Annotated in this window: 13 protein-coding genes; 5 read left to right on the top strand and 8 right to left on the bottom strand. The window is 66.8% G+C overall.

Features of this window, described 5'->3' with window-relative positions; translation table 11 throughout:
* Window positions 1–71: 71 nt before the first annotated feature.
* Window positions 72–986, bottom strand: coding sequence for a flagellar brake protein (locus ACZY0R_RS22385; RefSeq protein WP_488861304.1), 915 nt, complete (start codon window positions 984–986; stop codon window positions 72–74).
* Window positions 987–1,328: 342 nt separating this feature from the next.
* Here ACZY0R_RS22385 and ACZY0R_RS22380 point away from each other — a divergent pair, with 342 nt between their 5' ends.
* Both ACZY0R_RS22380 and ACZY0R_RS22375 read left to right on the top strand, forming a co-directional pair.
* Window positions 1,329–2,027, top strand: a complete 699-nt coding sequence (locus tag ACZY0R_RS22380) for a FadR/GntR family transcriptional regulator (protein ID WP_488861302.1) — start codon at window positions 1,329–1,331, stop codon at window positions 2,025–2,027.
* Window positions 2,028–2,131: 104 nt separating this feature from the next.
* Window positions 2,132–3,238, top strand: coding sequence for an NAD(P)/FAD-dependent oxidoreductase (locus ACZY0R_RS22375; protein WP_488861300.1), 1,107 nt, complete (start codon window positions 2,132–2,134; stop codon window positions 3,236–3,238).
* A gap of 24 nt (window positions 3,239–3,262) precedes the next feature.
* Here the strand turns inward: ACZY0R_RS22375 and ACZY0R_RS22370 are convergent, their stop codons facing one another.
* The 5 genes from ACZY0R_RS22370 to ACZY0R_RS22350 all read right to left on the bottom strand — a co-directional run bounded on the left by ACZY0R_RS22370 (window position 3,263) and on the right by ACZY0R_RS22350 (window position 9,078).
* Window positions 3,263–4,471, bottom strand: a complete 1,209-nt coding sequence (locus tag ACZY0R_RS22370) for an MFS transporter (protein ID WP_488861298.1) — start codon at window positions 4,469–4,471, stop codon at window positions 3,263–3,265.
* A gap of 1 nt (window position 4,472) precedes the next feature.
* Window positions 4,473–5,591, bottom strand: a complete 1,119-nt coding sequence (gene aroC / locus ACZY0R_RS22365) for a chorismate synthase (RefSeq protein WP_488861296.1) — start codon at window positions 5,589–5,591, stop codon at window positions 4,473–4,475.
* A gap of 129 nt (window positions 5,592–5,720) precedes the next feature.
* Window positions 5,721–6,440 (bottom strand): glutathione S-transferase C-terminal domain-containing protein, encoded by a 720-nt coding sequence (locus ACZY0R_RS22360; RefSeq protein WP_488861294.1) that lies wholly within the window; start codon window positions 6,438–6,440, stop codon window positions 5,721–5,723.
* 66 nt (window positions 6,441–6,506) lie between these two features.
* Window positions 6,507–8,405: an MFS transporter gene (locus ACZY0R_RS22355; protein WP_488861292.1), complete on the bottom strand. Its 1,899-nt coding sequence runs from the start codon at window positions 8,403–8,405 to the stop codon at window positions 6,507–6,509.
* A gap of 226 nt (window positions 8,406–8,631) precedes the next feature.
* Window positions 8,632–9,078, bottom strand: a complete 447-nt coding sequence (locus ACZY0R_RS22350) for a CBS domain-containing protein (protein ID WP_488861290.1) — start codon at window positions 9,076–9,078, stop codon at window positions 8,632–8,634.
* A 202-nt stretch (window positions 9,079–9,280) separates the two neighbouring features.
* On the opposite strand from ACZY0R_RS22350, the gene ACZY0R_RS22345 reads away from it, so the two are divergent.
* Both ACZY0R_RS22345 and ACZY0R_RS22340 read left to right on the top strand, forming a co-directional pair.
* Complete coding sequence (locus ACZY0R_RS22345; RefSeq protein ID WP_276290389.1) at window positions 9,281–10,591, top strand: O-acetylhomoserine aminocarboxypropyltransferase; 1,311 nt, start codon at window positions 9,281–9,283, stop codon at window positions 10,589–10,591.
* Window positions 10,591–11,415 carry an alpha/beta fold hydrolase gene (locus ACZY0R_RS22340; protein ID WP_488861288.1) on the top strand — a complete coding sequence of 275 codons (825 nt, stop codon included), beginning with the start codon at window positions 10,591–10,593 and terminating at the stop codon, window positions 11,413–11,415. The genes ACZY0R_RS22345 and ACZY0R_RS22340 overlap by 1 nt, the downstream gene beginning before the upstream one ends.
* Window positions 11,416–11,713: 298 nt before the next feature.
* On the opposite strand, the gene ACZY0R_RS22335 is transcribed toward ACZY0R_RS22340, so the two are convergent.
* Entirely contained in the window at window positions 11,714–13,402 is a 1,689-nt protein-coding gene (locus ACZY0R_RS22335) for an IS1634 family transposase (RefSeq protein ID WP_488861286.1), read from the bottom strand.
* A 171-nt stretch (window positions 13,403–13,573) separates the two neighbouring features.
* Between ACZY0R_RS22335 and ACZY0R_RS22330 the strand changes: the two genes are divergently transcribed.
* The gene (locus ACZY0R_RS22330) at window positions 13,574–13,891 is read left to right on the top strand and encodes an Mpo1-like protein (RefSeq protein ID WP_488861284.1); all 318 of its coding nucleotides are present in this window, start codon (window positions 13,574–13,576) and stop codon (window positions 13,889–13,891) included.
* An 8-nt stretch (window positions 13,892–13,899) separates the two neighbouring features.
* On the opposite strand, the gene ACZY0R_RS22325 is transcribed toward ACZY0R_RS22330, so the two are convergent.
* Window positions 13,900–15,246 (bottom strand): YihY family inner membrane protein, encoded by a 1,347-nt coding sequence (locus ACZY0R_RS22325; protein ID WP_488861282.1) that lies wholly within the window; start codon window positions 15,244–15,246, stop codon window positions 13,900–13,902.
* Between the last annotated feature and the right edge of the window lie 24 nt (window positions 15,247–15,270).

Below are 15,270 nucleotides of genomic sequence, written 5' to 3'. Positions count from 1 at the left end.
ACGCCGGAATGAGCGCGACCGTCACGGCAGCGTCCTTCCCCGCGGTGTCGATAGCAAGCAGGCAGAGGACATCAGGTAGAAACCTGCATGCTGGCACTTGCCAGCAACTGTTCGTAGATAAAGCACTGAAGCAGCGTCAACTCCCGCTCACCGAGCACATCGAAAGCAACGCCGAATGTGGGGAACTCTGTATCGCTCTCGGCGGGCAACGGGTTGCGCACCAGGCCGTCGACCATGATCTCGCTGTCCAGCGCCGCAGTGCGCAGATGAAAGCACACGCGTACCGATGTACCCGGCGCCGGCACCGGTCCGGCAATCTGGATCTGCGCGCCGCCGGTACTCAGGTCGGTCAGCAGCACCAGCCTGGCCGGCAGGTGGGGGCCCGGTCCTGCCTGCGGGGCAGCCCCGTCGCCCTGCAGGGTGTCGTTCGCCGTGCTCCCGGGATCGACCAGGTAGGCGGCCAGGCGGGTCGGCACACGGGTGGCTGTGCGCACCGGAAGCTGCTGCGACTCGGCCGGTGCTGACAACACCAGATAGCGGAAGGGACTACGGCAGATCGCAGTCACGGTTGATTCGAAGCTCAGGATCGCGTGGCCGGAAAAGCCGCGCAATAGCACCGTGGCGCCGGCCTGGACTTGCAATTCCTTGCCGCCGAGCTGTGGCCACGTCACAAACAGGCCCTGCTCGACAAAGCCGATCAACCGGCTGGCGGCGGCGCGGCCTGTCTGGCCCGGCGCCTTGACCTGCAACAGCGTGCCAACCTGCAGGCCAAGCGGCCCGGCAGTGGCGGGCCGGCCGCCATCTTCCAGTTCATCGCCCGGCTCGCTATCGGGCCGGCACACCGTACCGTGCCGGAAGACCAGGGCGACATCGCGATCCTCGGGGATCACGCTACCGCTGCCGAGCACGAGGTTTCCCGCCTCGTCCAGCAAGGACCAGGGCAAGGGCTGCCCGACCGGGAGTTCGTTAGGGGTAAGTGCAATCATGGCAGGCAGCAGTAACGCCCAGACTACAGGCGTGGCAGATCCAACGATGGCCACGGGAACGTGTCCCGCGGCCACCACCCGGCGAGGCGCTCAGCGCATATCGGGTCCCTGGCCTCGCCGAAACGCCCCAGGGGGCGGACGGCAACGCGCGTACCAATATCCAGGCCGACGTCCACCGCGATGTCCAAGGTGAATAGCGCTTCTCACCTAGCTTTTTATCGGCCAGTTTCCGAAAAACCTTAAGGTCGATTCCTGACATCGCAATCCGGCGATCCTTGACGCCATCCCGCTTTCCTCGCAAACTCTCACCACAAGCTGTCTGACAGCTTTACAGATTTACTGATGACCATTCTGACCCGCCCCGCCTCGCTTGCCGCCCGCATCGCCGACGCCCTGCGCGCCGACATTGCGGCTGGCCGTTTCGCCGCCGGCGCCCGCCTCCCGGCCGAAGCGGCCTTGGGCGAGACCTTTGGCGTGAGCCGCCCGATCGTCCGCGAGGCCATCGCGCAACTGAAGGCAGATGGCCTGCTGATCACGCGCAAGGGCTCGGGAGCGTACGTATCGGAAACGCCAGGCGGCCAGGTGTGGCGCTTGGCCACGGCGCCGCAGGACGGCCCGACCCCGGCCCAGCTATTCGAACTGCGCATGGTGGTGGAATGCGCCTGCGCCGAAATGGCCGCCCAGCGCCGCACCAGGGAAGACTTGCAAGCCATTCAGGCTGCACTGGCCGCCATGGGCCAACATGCGGACGATTTCGCCAGCGCCGCGGCTGCCGATGTGGCGTTCCACCATGCCATTGCGCAGGCCGCGCACAACCCGTGCTTTACCGGCCTGACCGATTTCGTCGGCCAGCACATGCTGGCGGCGCGTCAAACGGCCTGGGAAAATGCCGCGCGCTTTCGCGGCGGCTCGCAAGGCGCGGACGGCGAACACGCCGCGCTGGTCGAAGCCATTGCCGCCGGCAACCCCGGCGCCGCACGCCAGGCGGCACGCCGGCATCTCAGCGCGGCAGCCAGGCGCATGGGGCTGGCTTTGAACTGAACCTTGCGCGGCAAGCGCACGCCGCCAAGCGGCACGACACTATCCGGGAACCGCGGCACGCATGACGTGGCAGGCGTCAGCAGCAGCAGCAGCAGAGGAACACAATGGAACAAGTAGATTGCGTGGTAATCGGCGCGGGCGTGGTCGGTCTGGCAGTGGCGAGGCAGCTGGCCTTGCAGGGCCGCGAGGTCATCATCCTGGAAGCGGAAAATGCCTTCGGCACCATTACCAGCGCGCGCAACAGCGAAGTGATCCATGCCGGCATCTACTATCCGGCCGGATCGCTCAAGGCAGAGATGTGCGTCCGCGGCAAATCCATGCTGTACGACTACTGCGCCTCGCACCATATCAACCACCAGCGCTGCGGCAAGCTGATCGTCGCCACCACCGAGGCCCAGGTGGCCACGCTGGAAGGCATCCGGGCCAAGGCCGCGGCCAATGCCGTGCACGACCTGCAACTGCTCAGCCAGGCCGAGGCACAGGCGCTGGAGCCGAACCTGCAATGCCGCGCCGCCCTGCTTTCGCCCTCGACCGGCATCGTCGACAGCCACGGCCTGATGCTGGCCCTGCTGGGCGATGCGGAGAACGCCGGCGCCATGCTGGCGGTGCAATCGCCGGTGGCGCGCGGTGCCGTCACGGCGAATGGCATCCGGCTTGACGTAGGCGGCCAGGGCGATGCGGGCGGCACCACGATGCTGGCACGTACCGTGATCAATTCGGCCGGGCTCACTGCACCGGCACTGGCGCGCAGCATTGAGGGCATGCCCGCCGCACACATCCCACCGCAGTATTACGCCAAGGGCTGCTATTTCACGCTGGCCGGGCGCGCGCCCTTCTCCCGGCTGATCTACCCGGTGCCGGAGGCCGCCGGGCTGGGCGTGCACCTGACCATCGACTTGGGCGGCCAGGCGCGCTTCGGCCCCAATGTGCGATGGATCGACGCGATCGAGTACGGCGTGGATCCCGCGGATGCCGACGGCTTCTACGGCGAAGTCCGGAATTACTGGCCGGGACTGCCCGACGGCGCGCTGCAGCCGGGCTATGCGGGCATCCGCCCCAAGATCAGCGGACCCGGCGAGCCAGCGGCGGATTTCCGCATCGATGGCCCGGCTACCCATGGCGTGCCGGGGCTGGTCAACCTGTTCGGCATCGAGTCTCCCGGGCTGACCTCGTCGCTGGCGCTGGCAGAACGCGTGGCGAGCCTGCTCTGAGGCGCGTGGGCAATCCCGCGCGCGTCACCGCGCGGCAGCGTCGGAGGCAGCTTCCGTGCGGAACGTCATGAACGCGCACAGCGCACCGCCGGCCGCCGCCAGCGCGGCCAGCCCGAAGGTGTGGGCCGGACCCAGCGCCTTCCAGGTCCAGCCCATCGCCAACCCGCCGCAGGTGCCGCCAAGACCATAGGAAAGGCCGGTGTAAAGCGCCTGTCCGCGGCCCTGCAGCGGGCCGGCGAACCAGCGTTGCAGGCGCTTGAGGCTGGCGCTGTGATGCGCGCCGAAGGTGGCCGCGTGCAGTACCTGCACCAGCGCCATCAGCCATGACAGCTCCGCCAGGTAGCCGGTCAGGCCGAAGCGCAGCGCGGCCAGCACGAAGGTGCCGATCAGGATGTTCCGCAGCGGGACGGTGCCGAACATCCGGCCCTGATAGAAAAAGAAGACAATCTCGGCGACCACGCCAATGGTCCACATCACGCCGATGGCGAACTTGCTGTAGCCGAGTTGCTCCAGGTACAGCGAATAGAACACATACAGCGCGGCGTGGGCGAACATCATCAGGAAGGCCGAGCCGAAGAACCAGACCACGTCGGGACGGCGCAGCAACGGCAGCGCCGGCGGCGGCTTGACGCGCGGCCCCTCATCCGGCGCATCGCGCATGCCGAATACCACCACCAGGAACAGCGCCAGCATGGTGCTCGCCAGCCACGGGAACGTCTCCATGCCGAAGCGCTCGAACAGCGCCCCGCCCAGCAGCACGGCCGCAATGAAGCCGGCCGAGCCGAACATGCGGATGCGCCCGTAGCGATGATCGAAGGCGCCATGGCGGCGCAGCGTGGAAATCGTGAGTGCGTCGCCCAGCGGCGACATGGCGCTGGTGATCAGGTTCAGCCCGATCATCATCGCCATCATCCCGCCGTAGCTGGTCACGCCAGGCACCATCAGGAAAGCGAGCAAGGCCGTGACGGCGGCCAGGCGCAGCAGGCGTACCCGCGTATGCATCACGTCCGACAGCCAGCCCCAGAAATACGGGCCGACAATGCGGCTGACCTGGAAGCAGGCCATCAGTACGCCGATCTGTACCGGAGAAAAACCGCGCCCGGCGAAGAACAGGCTCACATAGGGCGAGATAACGCCGACATAGCCGTAGTAGCCAAGGTAAAACAGGCCGAAACGCGTCTCGGAGACGCGCCCGCCACCGAGGGCGTGGGCGTGTGGTTCCGCCTGCGACAACTCAGCGCGACTGGCCGGACTGCGGTGACTGTGCGGGGATGCGCGGGGTATCCACCTTGACATCGCCGCACTGGGCGCGATGGCGCAGCGCGTGATCGATCAGCACCAGCGCCAGCATGGCTTCGGCGATCGGGGTGGCGCGGATGCCCACGCAGGGGTCGTGGCGGCCGAAGGTTTCCACCGTGGCGGGCTGGCCGGCCTTGTCGATGGATTCGCGCGGCGTGCGGATACTGGAGGTCGGTTTGATCGCCAGCGAGACGGTCACGTCCTGCCCGGTCGAAATGCCGCCCAGCACGCCGCCGGCGTTATTCCCACGGAATCCTTCCGCGCTGAGTGAATCGCCATGCACGCTGCCGCGCTGGCTGACGCTTTCGAATCCCGCGCCGATCTCCACGCCCTTGACGGCATTGATGCCCATCATGGCGTGTGCGATGTCGGCATCGAGCTTGTCGAACAGCGGCTCGCCCAAGCCCACCGGCACGTTGCTGGCCACTACCTCGATCCGCGCGCCGACGGAATCGCCGTCGCGGCGCAGCGTATCCATATAGGTTTCCAGTTCCGGCACGATCTCCGCGTTGGGGGCGAAGAAGGGATTCCGCGGCACTTCCGCCCAGTCCACGAACGGCACGCGGATCTCGCCCAGTTGCGACATATAGCCCCGGATTTCGGTGCCGTATTGCTCGCGCAGCCACTTCTTGGCGACCGCCGCCGCCGCCACCACCGGCGCCGTCAGGCGCGCCGACGAACGGCCGCCGCCACGATAGTCGCGGATGCCGTACTTCTGCCAGTAGGTGTAGTCGGCGTGGCCGGGCCGGAAGGTCTCGACGATATTGCCGTAGTCCTTGCTGCGCTGGTCGGTATTGCGGATCAGCAGGCAGATTGGCGTGCCAGTGGTCTTGCCCTCGAACACGCCGGACAGGATCTCGACCTGGTCGGCTTCCTGGCGCTGCGTGACATGGCGCGAGGTGCCGGGCTTGCGGCGGTCCAGGTCGAACTGGATATCGGCTTCGGTCAGTTCCATGCCCGGCGGGCAGCCGTCCACCACCGCGCCGATGGCCGGCCCGTGCGATTCGCCGAAAGTGGTGACAGTAAAGAGCAGGCCGAGAGTGTTGCCGGACATGATGGAGACCGCGGAGGGCGTGAGAATTGGGGAACGGGCTACATTGTAAGGCTTTTGCGGCCCCTCCGGCCCCGCACGGCCGCACCGGGATGCGCCGCCCGGCCTTCAGGTGCCGCCCTCAGGCTCGCATCAGGCCGCCAGTGCCGGGGCCAGGTCCGGGTAGTACCGCTCCCGCATGCGCGCCACATAAGCCACCAGGTTTGGATGGGACTCGGCGGCTGTGCGGATCGGGGTCTCGAACAAGGGGCACAGCGCACCCGCCATGAAGGCAAAGACGGTGGCATCGGCGCCGCATGGCTTGTCGCCCATCAGGAAGGGTTGCTCGCCCAGCACGTCGGCCACCGCCGCCACGTCCCGGCCGGCGATGGCGGCCAGGTCGGCCGGGCTGTGGCGGCCAAGCCCCTGCGTCCACAGGATGCGACGGATCTTGGAGCGCACAAAACGGATCGCCAGCCCGCGCAGTGGCCAGGGCACGGACCGGAAGAAGGTCGCCGGACCCCGCGCGAAATTGGCGTCGTGGTTCCAGCGCGAGTCCGCCACCGCCCAGTAGAAGTTGTCTTCCAGCATCTTTTCCACCGCCCAGGCGGTGCCACGCTGGGCGGGCGTCAGCCCTTCGTCGAAGTCAATGTGGTAGGTCTTCTCCAGGTGCCACCGGATCAGCGTGGAATCGGCCACCACGCGGCCCTCGTCGTCCAGATAGGGCAGCTTGCCCTTGGGCGCGCGCCGCAGGCCGCCACGCTCGGCGCGGTACGGCAGGCCCGCGAGCCTGAGCAGCATGTCGGCCTTGGTGACAAAGGGGCTGGGATCGGGCAGGCCGAATGCCGGCCCAAAGGTGTAGAGCGTGATCATGGTTGCCGACTCCTTTGGCCCGGCGACATCTGGGATACCCGCCGCTGCGGGCAATACGCTAGCGCCCTAGCGCCATTCGCCGCGCAAGCCCTGCACCACCTGCTGCAGGCACTCCGGCGTAGCCAGCTCCGGCGCGATCGGCTCACCCACCACCAGCTCGAGCCGGTTGAGGATGCCGCGCCGGAACGGGCGGGACATGGCCGAGCCACCCTTGCGGGAGAAGAAGCTGCCCCACAGCCCGCGCAGCGCCATCGGCACAACCGGCACCGGCGTGCGCCGGATGATCTGCTGCACGCCCTGCTTGAAGGGGTTGATGTCACCGGTGGCGGTGATCTTGCCTTCAGGGAAGATACAGACCAGGTCGCCCTCCGAAAGCGCGCGCGCGACCTCGTCGTAGGCACGCTCCAGCATCTGCGGGTCTTCGTGCGCGGGTGCGATCGGGATCGCCTTGGCGTGGCGGAAGAACCACGACATCAGCGGCACCTTGAAGATGTTGTGGTCCATCAGGAAACGCACCGGCCGCGGGCTCGCGGCCATCAGCACCACCGCATCGGCAAAGCTCACGTGATTGCACACCAGCACCGCAGGGCCTTCGGCCGGGATGCGGTCGGCATTCACGCGCTGCAGGCGGTACACCGTGTGCACCAGGATCCAGGCGATGAAGCGCAGCAGGAATTCCGGCACCAGGCTGTAGATGTAGATGGCCACCAGCGCGTTCAGCAGGCCGACCACCAGGAACAATTGCGGAATGCTGAAGCCGGCCTGGGTCAGCACCACCGCCAGCAGCGAGGAGCCGATCATGAAAAAGCTGTTGAGGATGTTGTTGGCGGCAATGATGCGGGCCCGGTGGGTGGGCGCGCAGCGGCTCTGGATCAGCGCGTACAGCGGCACGCTGTAGAAGCCGCCGAACATCGCCAGCAGGAACAGGTCGGCCAGCACGCGCCAATGGCGCGGGTCGGCGGCAAAGCCGGCGAGCCCGGTCAGTTCGGCGTGCTGCTCGCCATTGCTGGCCAGGAAGAGATCGACCGCGAACACCGTCATGCCGATGGAGCCGAACGGCACCAGGCCGATCTCGACATGGCGCCCGGACAGCCGCTCGCACAGCAGCGAGCCGGTGCCGATGCCGAGCGAGAACACCGCCAGCAGCAGCGTCACCACATTCTGGTCGCCGCCCAGCACGTCCTTGGCAAAGCCGAAAAAGGAGGTCAGGAAGGTGGCGCCAAGGAACCAGAGCCACGAAATGCCCAGCAGGCTCAGGAATACTGTACGGTTGCCGTGGGCCAGCTTGAGGTTGCGCCAGGTCTCCGTAAACGGATTCCAGTTGATGCGCAGTTCCGGCTGCGGCGCCGGCGAATCCGGCACCCGCGCCGACACCAGCCGCCCTGCCACCGCCAGCACCACGCACGCGGCCCCGACGTAGAACGGCCCGACGATCTTTTCGCCATGCGTAAGGCCGGCCAACTCGCCGCCCAGCAGGGTGCCAAGCAGGATGGCGACGAAGGTGCCCATTTCCACCAGCCCGTTGCCGCCTACCAGTTCGGTCTCGTCCAGGTGCTGCGGGAGGTAGGCGAACTTGACCGGTCCGAACACCGTCGAGTGCAGCCCCATCAGGAAGGTGCCGAGGTAGAGCAATGGCGCGCTGTGCATGGCAAAACCGGCCAGGCCCAGCAGCATGATGCCGATTTCCAGCGTCTTCACCAGCCGGATCAGCCGCGATTTCTCGATCTTGTCGGCAATCTGGCCGCTAGTGGCCGAGAACAGCACGAATGGCGCGATGAAGATGCCGGAGATCAGGAACGCCGCGCTCTTGGCGTCAACGCCCTCGAACAGCGCGGTGTGGTAAGTAACCAGCGAAGTGAAGGCGACCTTGAAGAGGTTGTCGTTCATCGCGCCCAGGAACTGGGTCCAGAAGAACGGGCCGAAGCGGCGCGCACTGAGCAGGCGAAATTGGTTTTGTTGGCTCATGTAGGCAGGAAAGAGGTGACCCCGGCGAACCGGGCGGCCCGGTGGGCGCCCGGCGACGTCGCTGACAATGCTCGCACGGCGGCGGGCATGCCATTGCAAGGGATTCTTGCGGTACCGTGCAATACGCATCTCGACCGCGCCCCGCCCTGCCGGGGCCTACCAAGCCTCAACCGCCGTACGGCATCGCCCGCCGGAAGCACTCCGATCCGCGCTTCGGCGCAGCGGCTCAGTCGGACTTTTCTTCCGGCCAGTCGCGGATATAGGCCTTGAGCATGCGGTTTTCGAAGCTTTGCTCCTCCACCACTGCCTTGGCGACGTCGTAGAAGGAAATCACGCCCATCAGGGTGCGGTTGTCCAGCACCGGCAAGTAGCGCGTGTGGCGCTCCAGCATCATGCGGCGGACTTCATTGACGTCGGTCTCCATGGTGCAGGTGAGCGGCGCATCGTCCATGACCTTGCGCAGGCTGGTGGTGCCGACGCTGCCCCCATTGGCGGACAGGGTCTTGATGATCTCGCGGAAGGTCAGCATGCCCACCAGGTCGCCGTACTCCATCACCACCAGCGAGCCGATATCGTGCTCGGCCATGATATTGACCGCCAGCAGCAGTGACGTCTCCGGCTTCACCGTATAGAGCGTGTTGCCCTTGATTTGCAGGATGTCGCTGACTTTCATGATGGTCTCCGCTTGCTGAAACTACTGTTTTGCTGTGTATTGCCTGCCGCGCCCGGCACGGCCTGATGCGCCGATCCTAGCCGAAACCGGCCGCCCAAGTAAAGCACGGGGTGCCGCCAGCGCCGCCAGGGCTATTTGCGGTGCCCGCCGGCGGCAGCGGATGCTACGATGCGCACCGGAGACAACTCTAGCCTTTAAAGCCATGTCCGGTACCCGTTTCGACACCCTCGCGCTGCATGCAGGCGCCGCCCCCGACCCCGCCACGGGGGCGCGGGCCACGCCCATCCACCTGACGACATCCTTCGTCTTCCGCGACAGCGAACATGCCGCCTCGCTGTTCAATATGGAGCGCGCGGGCCATGTCTACTCCCGCATCTCCAACCCGACCGTAGCCGTCTTCGAAGAGCGCGTCGCCGCCCTCGAGAACGGCGCCGGCGCGATCGGCGTGGCCTCGGGCCAGGCGGCGCTGCACCTGGCGGTGGCCACCCTGATGGGCGCGGGCTCGCACGTGGTGGCGTCCAGCGCCCTGTACGGCGGCTCGCACAACCTGCTGCACTACACGCTGCGCCGCTTCGGCATCGAGACCACCTTCGTGCAGGCGCGCGATATCGACGCCTGGCGCGCGGCGATCCGGCCGGAGACGAAACTGCTGTTCGGCGAGACCCTGGGCAATCCCGGGCTGGACGTGCTGGACATCCCGACCCTGGCCCAGCTCGGCCAGGACAATGGCATCCCGCTGCTGGTCGACTCCACGTTCACCACGCCCTACCTGCTCAAGCCCTTCGATCACGGCGCCGGCCTGCTCTACCACTCGGCCACCAAGTTCCTGGGCGGCCACGGCACCACCATCGGCGGCGTGCTGGTGGAAGGCGGCACGTTCGACTTCGAGGCCTCCGGGCGCTTCCCGGAACTGTCCGAGCCTTATGCCGGCTTCCACAACATGGTGTTCACCGAGGAAAGCACGGTGGCGCCCTTCCTGCTGCGCGCGCGCCGCGAGGGCCTGCGCGACTTCGGCGCCTGCCTGAGCCCGATGGCCGCCTGGCAACTGCTGCAGGGCATCGAGACGCTGCCGCTGCGCATGGCCCGCCATGTGGAAAACGCGCGCCGCGTGGTGCAGTTCCTGGTGTCGCATCCGATGGTCGAGTCGGTGGCCTATCCGGAGCTGGAATCCCACCCGGACTACGAACTCGCCAAGCGCCTGCTGCCGCGCGGCGCCGGCGCCGTGTTCAGCTTCAACCTCAAGGGCAACCGCGCCGCGGGCCAGCGCTTCATCGAGAGCCTGGCGCTGTTCTCCCACCTGGCCAATGTGGGCGACGCCCGCTCGCTGGTGATCCACCCCGCCTCCACCACCCACTTCCGCATGGACGCCGCGGCGCTGCAGGCGGCCGGCATCGGCGAAGGCACCATCCGCCTGTCGGTCGGCCTGGAAGACCCGGACGACCTGATCGACGACCTCAAGCGCGGCCTCAAGGCCGCGGAGAAAGCCATGAGCGGCAAGGGAGGCCAAGCCTGATGGAACTGACAATCGCAGGCCGCAAGGCCTATGCTTACACCGGCGGCAAACCCTTCGACCCCGCTCTGCCCTGCGCCGTATTCGTGCACGGCGCACAGAACGACCATAGCGTCTGGGCCCTGCAGACGCGCTGGTTCGCGCACCACGGCTTCAGCGTGCTGGCGGTCGACCTGCCCGGCCACAACCGCAGCGAAGGCGAGCCGCTCAAGACAGTCGAAGCCATGGCCGACTGGGTGATCGAACTGGTGCGCGCGGCCGGCGTGAGCGCCCCCGCCCTGGTGTTCGGGCACAGCATGGGTTCGCTGATCGCGCTGGAAACCGCCGCCCGCCACCCGGAAGCGGTACGCGGCATCGCCCTGCTCGCCACGGCCTATCCGATGAAGGTTGCCGACGCCCTGCTAGATGCTTCGCTCAACCGCGTGGACCAGGCCATCGCCATGGTCAACACCTGGTCGCACTCCAGCCTGGCCAACAAACCCTCCTCGCCGGGGCCGGGTTCGTGGATGCAAGGCGGCAGCCAGCGCCTGATGGAACGGGTAGCGCGCCGCAATCCCGAGGGCCACGTCTTCCATAACGACTTCTCGGCCTGCAACGCCTACGCCAACGGCGATGCCGCGGTGGCCGCGGTCCGCTGCCCGGCGCTGTTCATCACCGGCAGCAAGGACATGATGACCTCGCCCAAGGCCGCCCAGGCGCTGGCCGCCAGGATGACCTCGGCCACAACGGTTACTGTGCCTTGCGGACATGCGCTGATGGGCGAAAAGCCGGATGAAGTGTTGGATGCGCTGGCTGCGTTTGCGCGCGGGGTGGTAGCTGCGGGCTGAAGGCAGCGGCATCGAAATGCTTGCTAAAAAAAAGCCGGCAGCACCACGGAGAGGCGGACTGCCGGAACAATTACACAACGAATTCAACGCCCAAGCCAGAGCCTCGAGTTAAGTCATGGCTGGATTCCGGGCAGATTCATTGCCGGGAATCCGGCCATGTCCTCGCAGACCCGTCACGTTGACTTTGAAGTCAGGCGGCCGCCCTCTCCCGGGAAGACCCCCCTAGCCCTACTTTCGCAAAGCAAGGGGCCGGATCGACGGTTCTTGCCAGTCAATCGTGGCTGAACGGGCGCCCATGTCATACATGAAACAACGTTGGTCCCCACCGCTGCAGTTCGAAAACCTTCATGGCGCGGCGCTGCTCGGCCGTGAGCTTCGGCGCCAGCATTGCCGTTGGCCGTCGTCCCGCCGCCCCGGTCTTCGTCCTCACCAACGTCACCTTGATCTCGGCCAGTCCTTCCATCATGCGACGGGCCGAGGCGTCGGTCCGCAGGGCAATCTTCGCCAAGCTCACGAGCATCAGGCCGAGCACGGTCGCGAAGGTGTGCAGACGCAACGATCCATCTGCCCACTGGTGTGACGGTCCCCAGGGAACCACGCCGCCTTTCTTGGCCCTGCGGAACAGCTCCTCGACGTTCCACTGTCCTCGGAAGGCGGAAACGATTCGCCCGGTGCTCCAGTTGTGCCGATCCGTACACAGCACCCGCCTGCCCAGCCGCGTTCTCTCCAGTTCGCGGCGCAACGTGGCATCGACGTGCCAATGCAAGGTCGGTACCGCTTCGCTGCCGGCGATGGTGGTCACGACGAAGCTCGACAGGTGTTCCCGAGCGAGCGCCTTCTTGACCCGCAGCTCCAACCGGCTGCGCGTGATGCGGCCCTTTTGGACCAACTCCTCCAGCGTGCTCAGTTCCACCTTCGCCTTGCGCAGTGCCGTCGCGATCCCGCGTTTCTGGCCCGCCAGCAACTCCTGGCTCTCCACCACGACGAGCGTGCGATCCAACTCGCCGACGGTGGTCCGAACCCGCGCCGCCCGCACGTCGCTGAGCTTGCCTGACAGCGGCTTCATGGCACCGCGCTGCGCCGCCATCCGCAGCGCCTCCTCCGCGGCCTTGTGTCCCAGCGGCAACGAGATGAGGCTGTAGTAGCCGGCGGCATCGAGATCGAGTTCCAGTTGCGGGCTCCAAAACCCGCCGTCCCGTACCACCGTGCGCTGCGCCGGCCGCGCGCGGCCCTCACCGCTGTCGAGTGCCTCGTGCAACTGCGCCAACCCACCCAGGCACGCCGCGAGCACGGCCTGGTCCGAGCCGTTGCCGGGATACGTCCGATACAACAGCGGCACATGTCCGGTCTCGCTGACCAGGACGCCAAGCCCTACGACACGCAGGTCGCTTCTCTTGCTCTTGGCGTGGCCTCGCCGGGCCAGTTCGCCGGGCGTCTGCGTGTCGATGTGGGTATCGAAGTTCGTCGTATCGAACGCGAGCACGTCGGCGGACAGCTCGAAGCGGGCCACCGCGGCCTTCGCGATGGCCACCTGAGCCTGCTCCAACTGCTCATCGGTCACCTGCTGCGCGATGCGATGAAAGGCCTGGCCGGTGAACGCGGACCCCGGCAAACACGACAGCCGCGGCAAACTCGCGTCCAGAAAATCACCCAGCTCGCACTTGGGTCCCGGCGCACACGCACGCTGAATCGCCACAGCCACCGCCAACTCACCCACCGACGGGCCATCCTTGGCGCCAACCCCTGCGCACGCGCGATCAATCTGCCCGACCAAGTCCAGCTGCTCGGCCACCCAGATCAAGGCTCCGACGTCGCCGACCCCGCGCGTGCCCACCGTCTGGGTCGCGCTCAGATCCGCCACTCGCGGCGGCTCGGCCGGTCCCAGCACGACCTGGCGTGCGACGGAACGGCCCCGCTCGGCGTCCCACACCGACTGCGCGGCAATACGGTAGCGATGGCCGTTGACTTCTCGTTCGAAGATGTGCATGTTCTTTCATGCAGCATATCAGGGCCAAAGAATCAAGCGAAATCCAGTATCTACGCGGCATTCCGACTCGGTGCCACCGCGGAACAACACCGAGCTTGCGAAGGTAGGGCTAGACACTTCCCGCCCGCCAGCTAGACTAAAGACCCCCACGAACCCCCACAGGAAACCGCCATGCCCCAGGCCCGCCCCCGTGAGTTCGAGAATTTCGCGGCCTTCTACACCTTCTACCTGAACGAACACCGCAACCTCACCTGCCGCCGCCTGCATTTCACGGGCTCCACGGTGGCGCTGCTGTGCCTGCTGGCGCTGATCCTCAGCGGCAACGGGTGGTGGCTGGCAGCGGCCGTGGTGTCGGGCTATGCCTTCGCCTGGGTCGGCCATTTCGTCTTCGAGAAGAACCGCCCCGCCACCTTCCGCCACCCGCTCTACAGCCTGATGGGAGACTGGGTCATGTATGCCGACATCTGGCGCGGCAGGATTCCCTTCTAGGGGCGCTTTCAGACCTGGCCATGCCAGCCGGGCGGCACCACTTCCAGCGTGCGGCGCGCGGGATCGGCTGAGCGTTCCTGGACCGCCGGGCCATCCTCCTGTTGCTGCCGGCGGAACACCGCATCCAGCGGCTGGTCCAGCCGCGGGTTGTCCAGCACCTGCTTGAGCGCATCGGCGCCTTGCAACTGCTGCGCCAGTGCCGTGCGCGGCAGGCGCGGCAGGTTCAGCACCAGCCGGTCGTGCAGCGTGCGCAGCGTGACCTGCCCGGGATCGCACAGCAGCGCCCAATGGGCCTGGCCGCGTTCCTGCGCCAGCCTGCCTACCAGATGCATGGCCTTGAGCTTGCCCAGCAGGCCCGCCAGGTAATCCGCCTCTACCCGCAGTTTGCGGCCCAGGTCGAGTTCGCCGACGCTGCGCGGCACCTCGTCCCGTGCCCGGTATAGCAGGTAGAGCACGCCCAGCGCGTCGAAGAACTCGCTGCCGGCAAAGGTGCGGCGCCGCCAGTAGCCTTGCCGGATCACAGGCAGGTTGGCGGCAATGGTGGCGCCCAGCAGGGTCACCAGCCAGCTCAGGTAGATCCAGAGCAGGAAGATCGGCAGCGCGGCAAAGGTGCCATAGACCGCGGTGTAGGTCGGGATATGTGTGATGAAGTAGCCGAAGCCGCGTTTGGCCAGTTCGAAGGCAAGCGCCGCCACCAGCCCGGCGGCAATCGCATCGCGCCACTCCACGTTGGCGTTGGGTACGGCGGTATAGAGAAAGGCAAAGGCCACCGCCGACAGCAGTACCGGCGTCAGGCTCACCACCAGCGCCAGCCCGAACGGCATGGTGCCCACATAGCCGGCCGAAACCGAGATCAGGTAGGAACTGATCGACAGGCTGGCGCCGATCAGCACGGGGCCCAGCGTCAGCACCGCCCAGAACACCAGGATGCGCTGCGCCAGCGGGCGGCGCTGCTTGACGCGCCAGATCGCATTGAGCGCGTCCTCCACAGTCAGCATCGTCAGCACCGAGGTCAGCATCAGCCCGCCCAGGCCCACCGCGGTCAGGCCCTTGGCGTTCTTCGCGAACTGGCCAAGGTAGCTCGTGATGGAATCGCTGACGTTGCCCGGGATCAGGTTCTGGAACAGGAATGACTCGATCGCGCTGCGAAACTCGCGGAATACGGGGAAGGCCGCCAGCAGGGCGAAGGCCACCGTCAGCACCGGCACCACCGCCAGCACCGTAGTGAAGGTGAGGCTGGCCGCGACCTGCGGCAAGCGGCCCTCGCCGGCGCGGCGCAGCGCGTAGCGCGTCAGCGCGCGCAGTTTTTGCAGATTCCATTCCCTGCGCAGGCGAACGATGCGGGCGGCGAACATGCTGGGGCAGACTCCTTGCTGATT

It is taken from the genome of Cupriavidus sp. F041 (assembly GCF_057814235.1).
The sequence above is the reverse complement of the archived record's forward strand: the minus strand, read 5'-3'. Positions and strand labels throughout refer to the sequence as shown.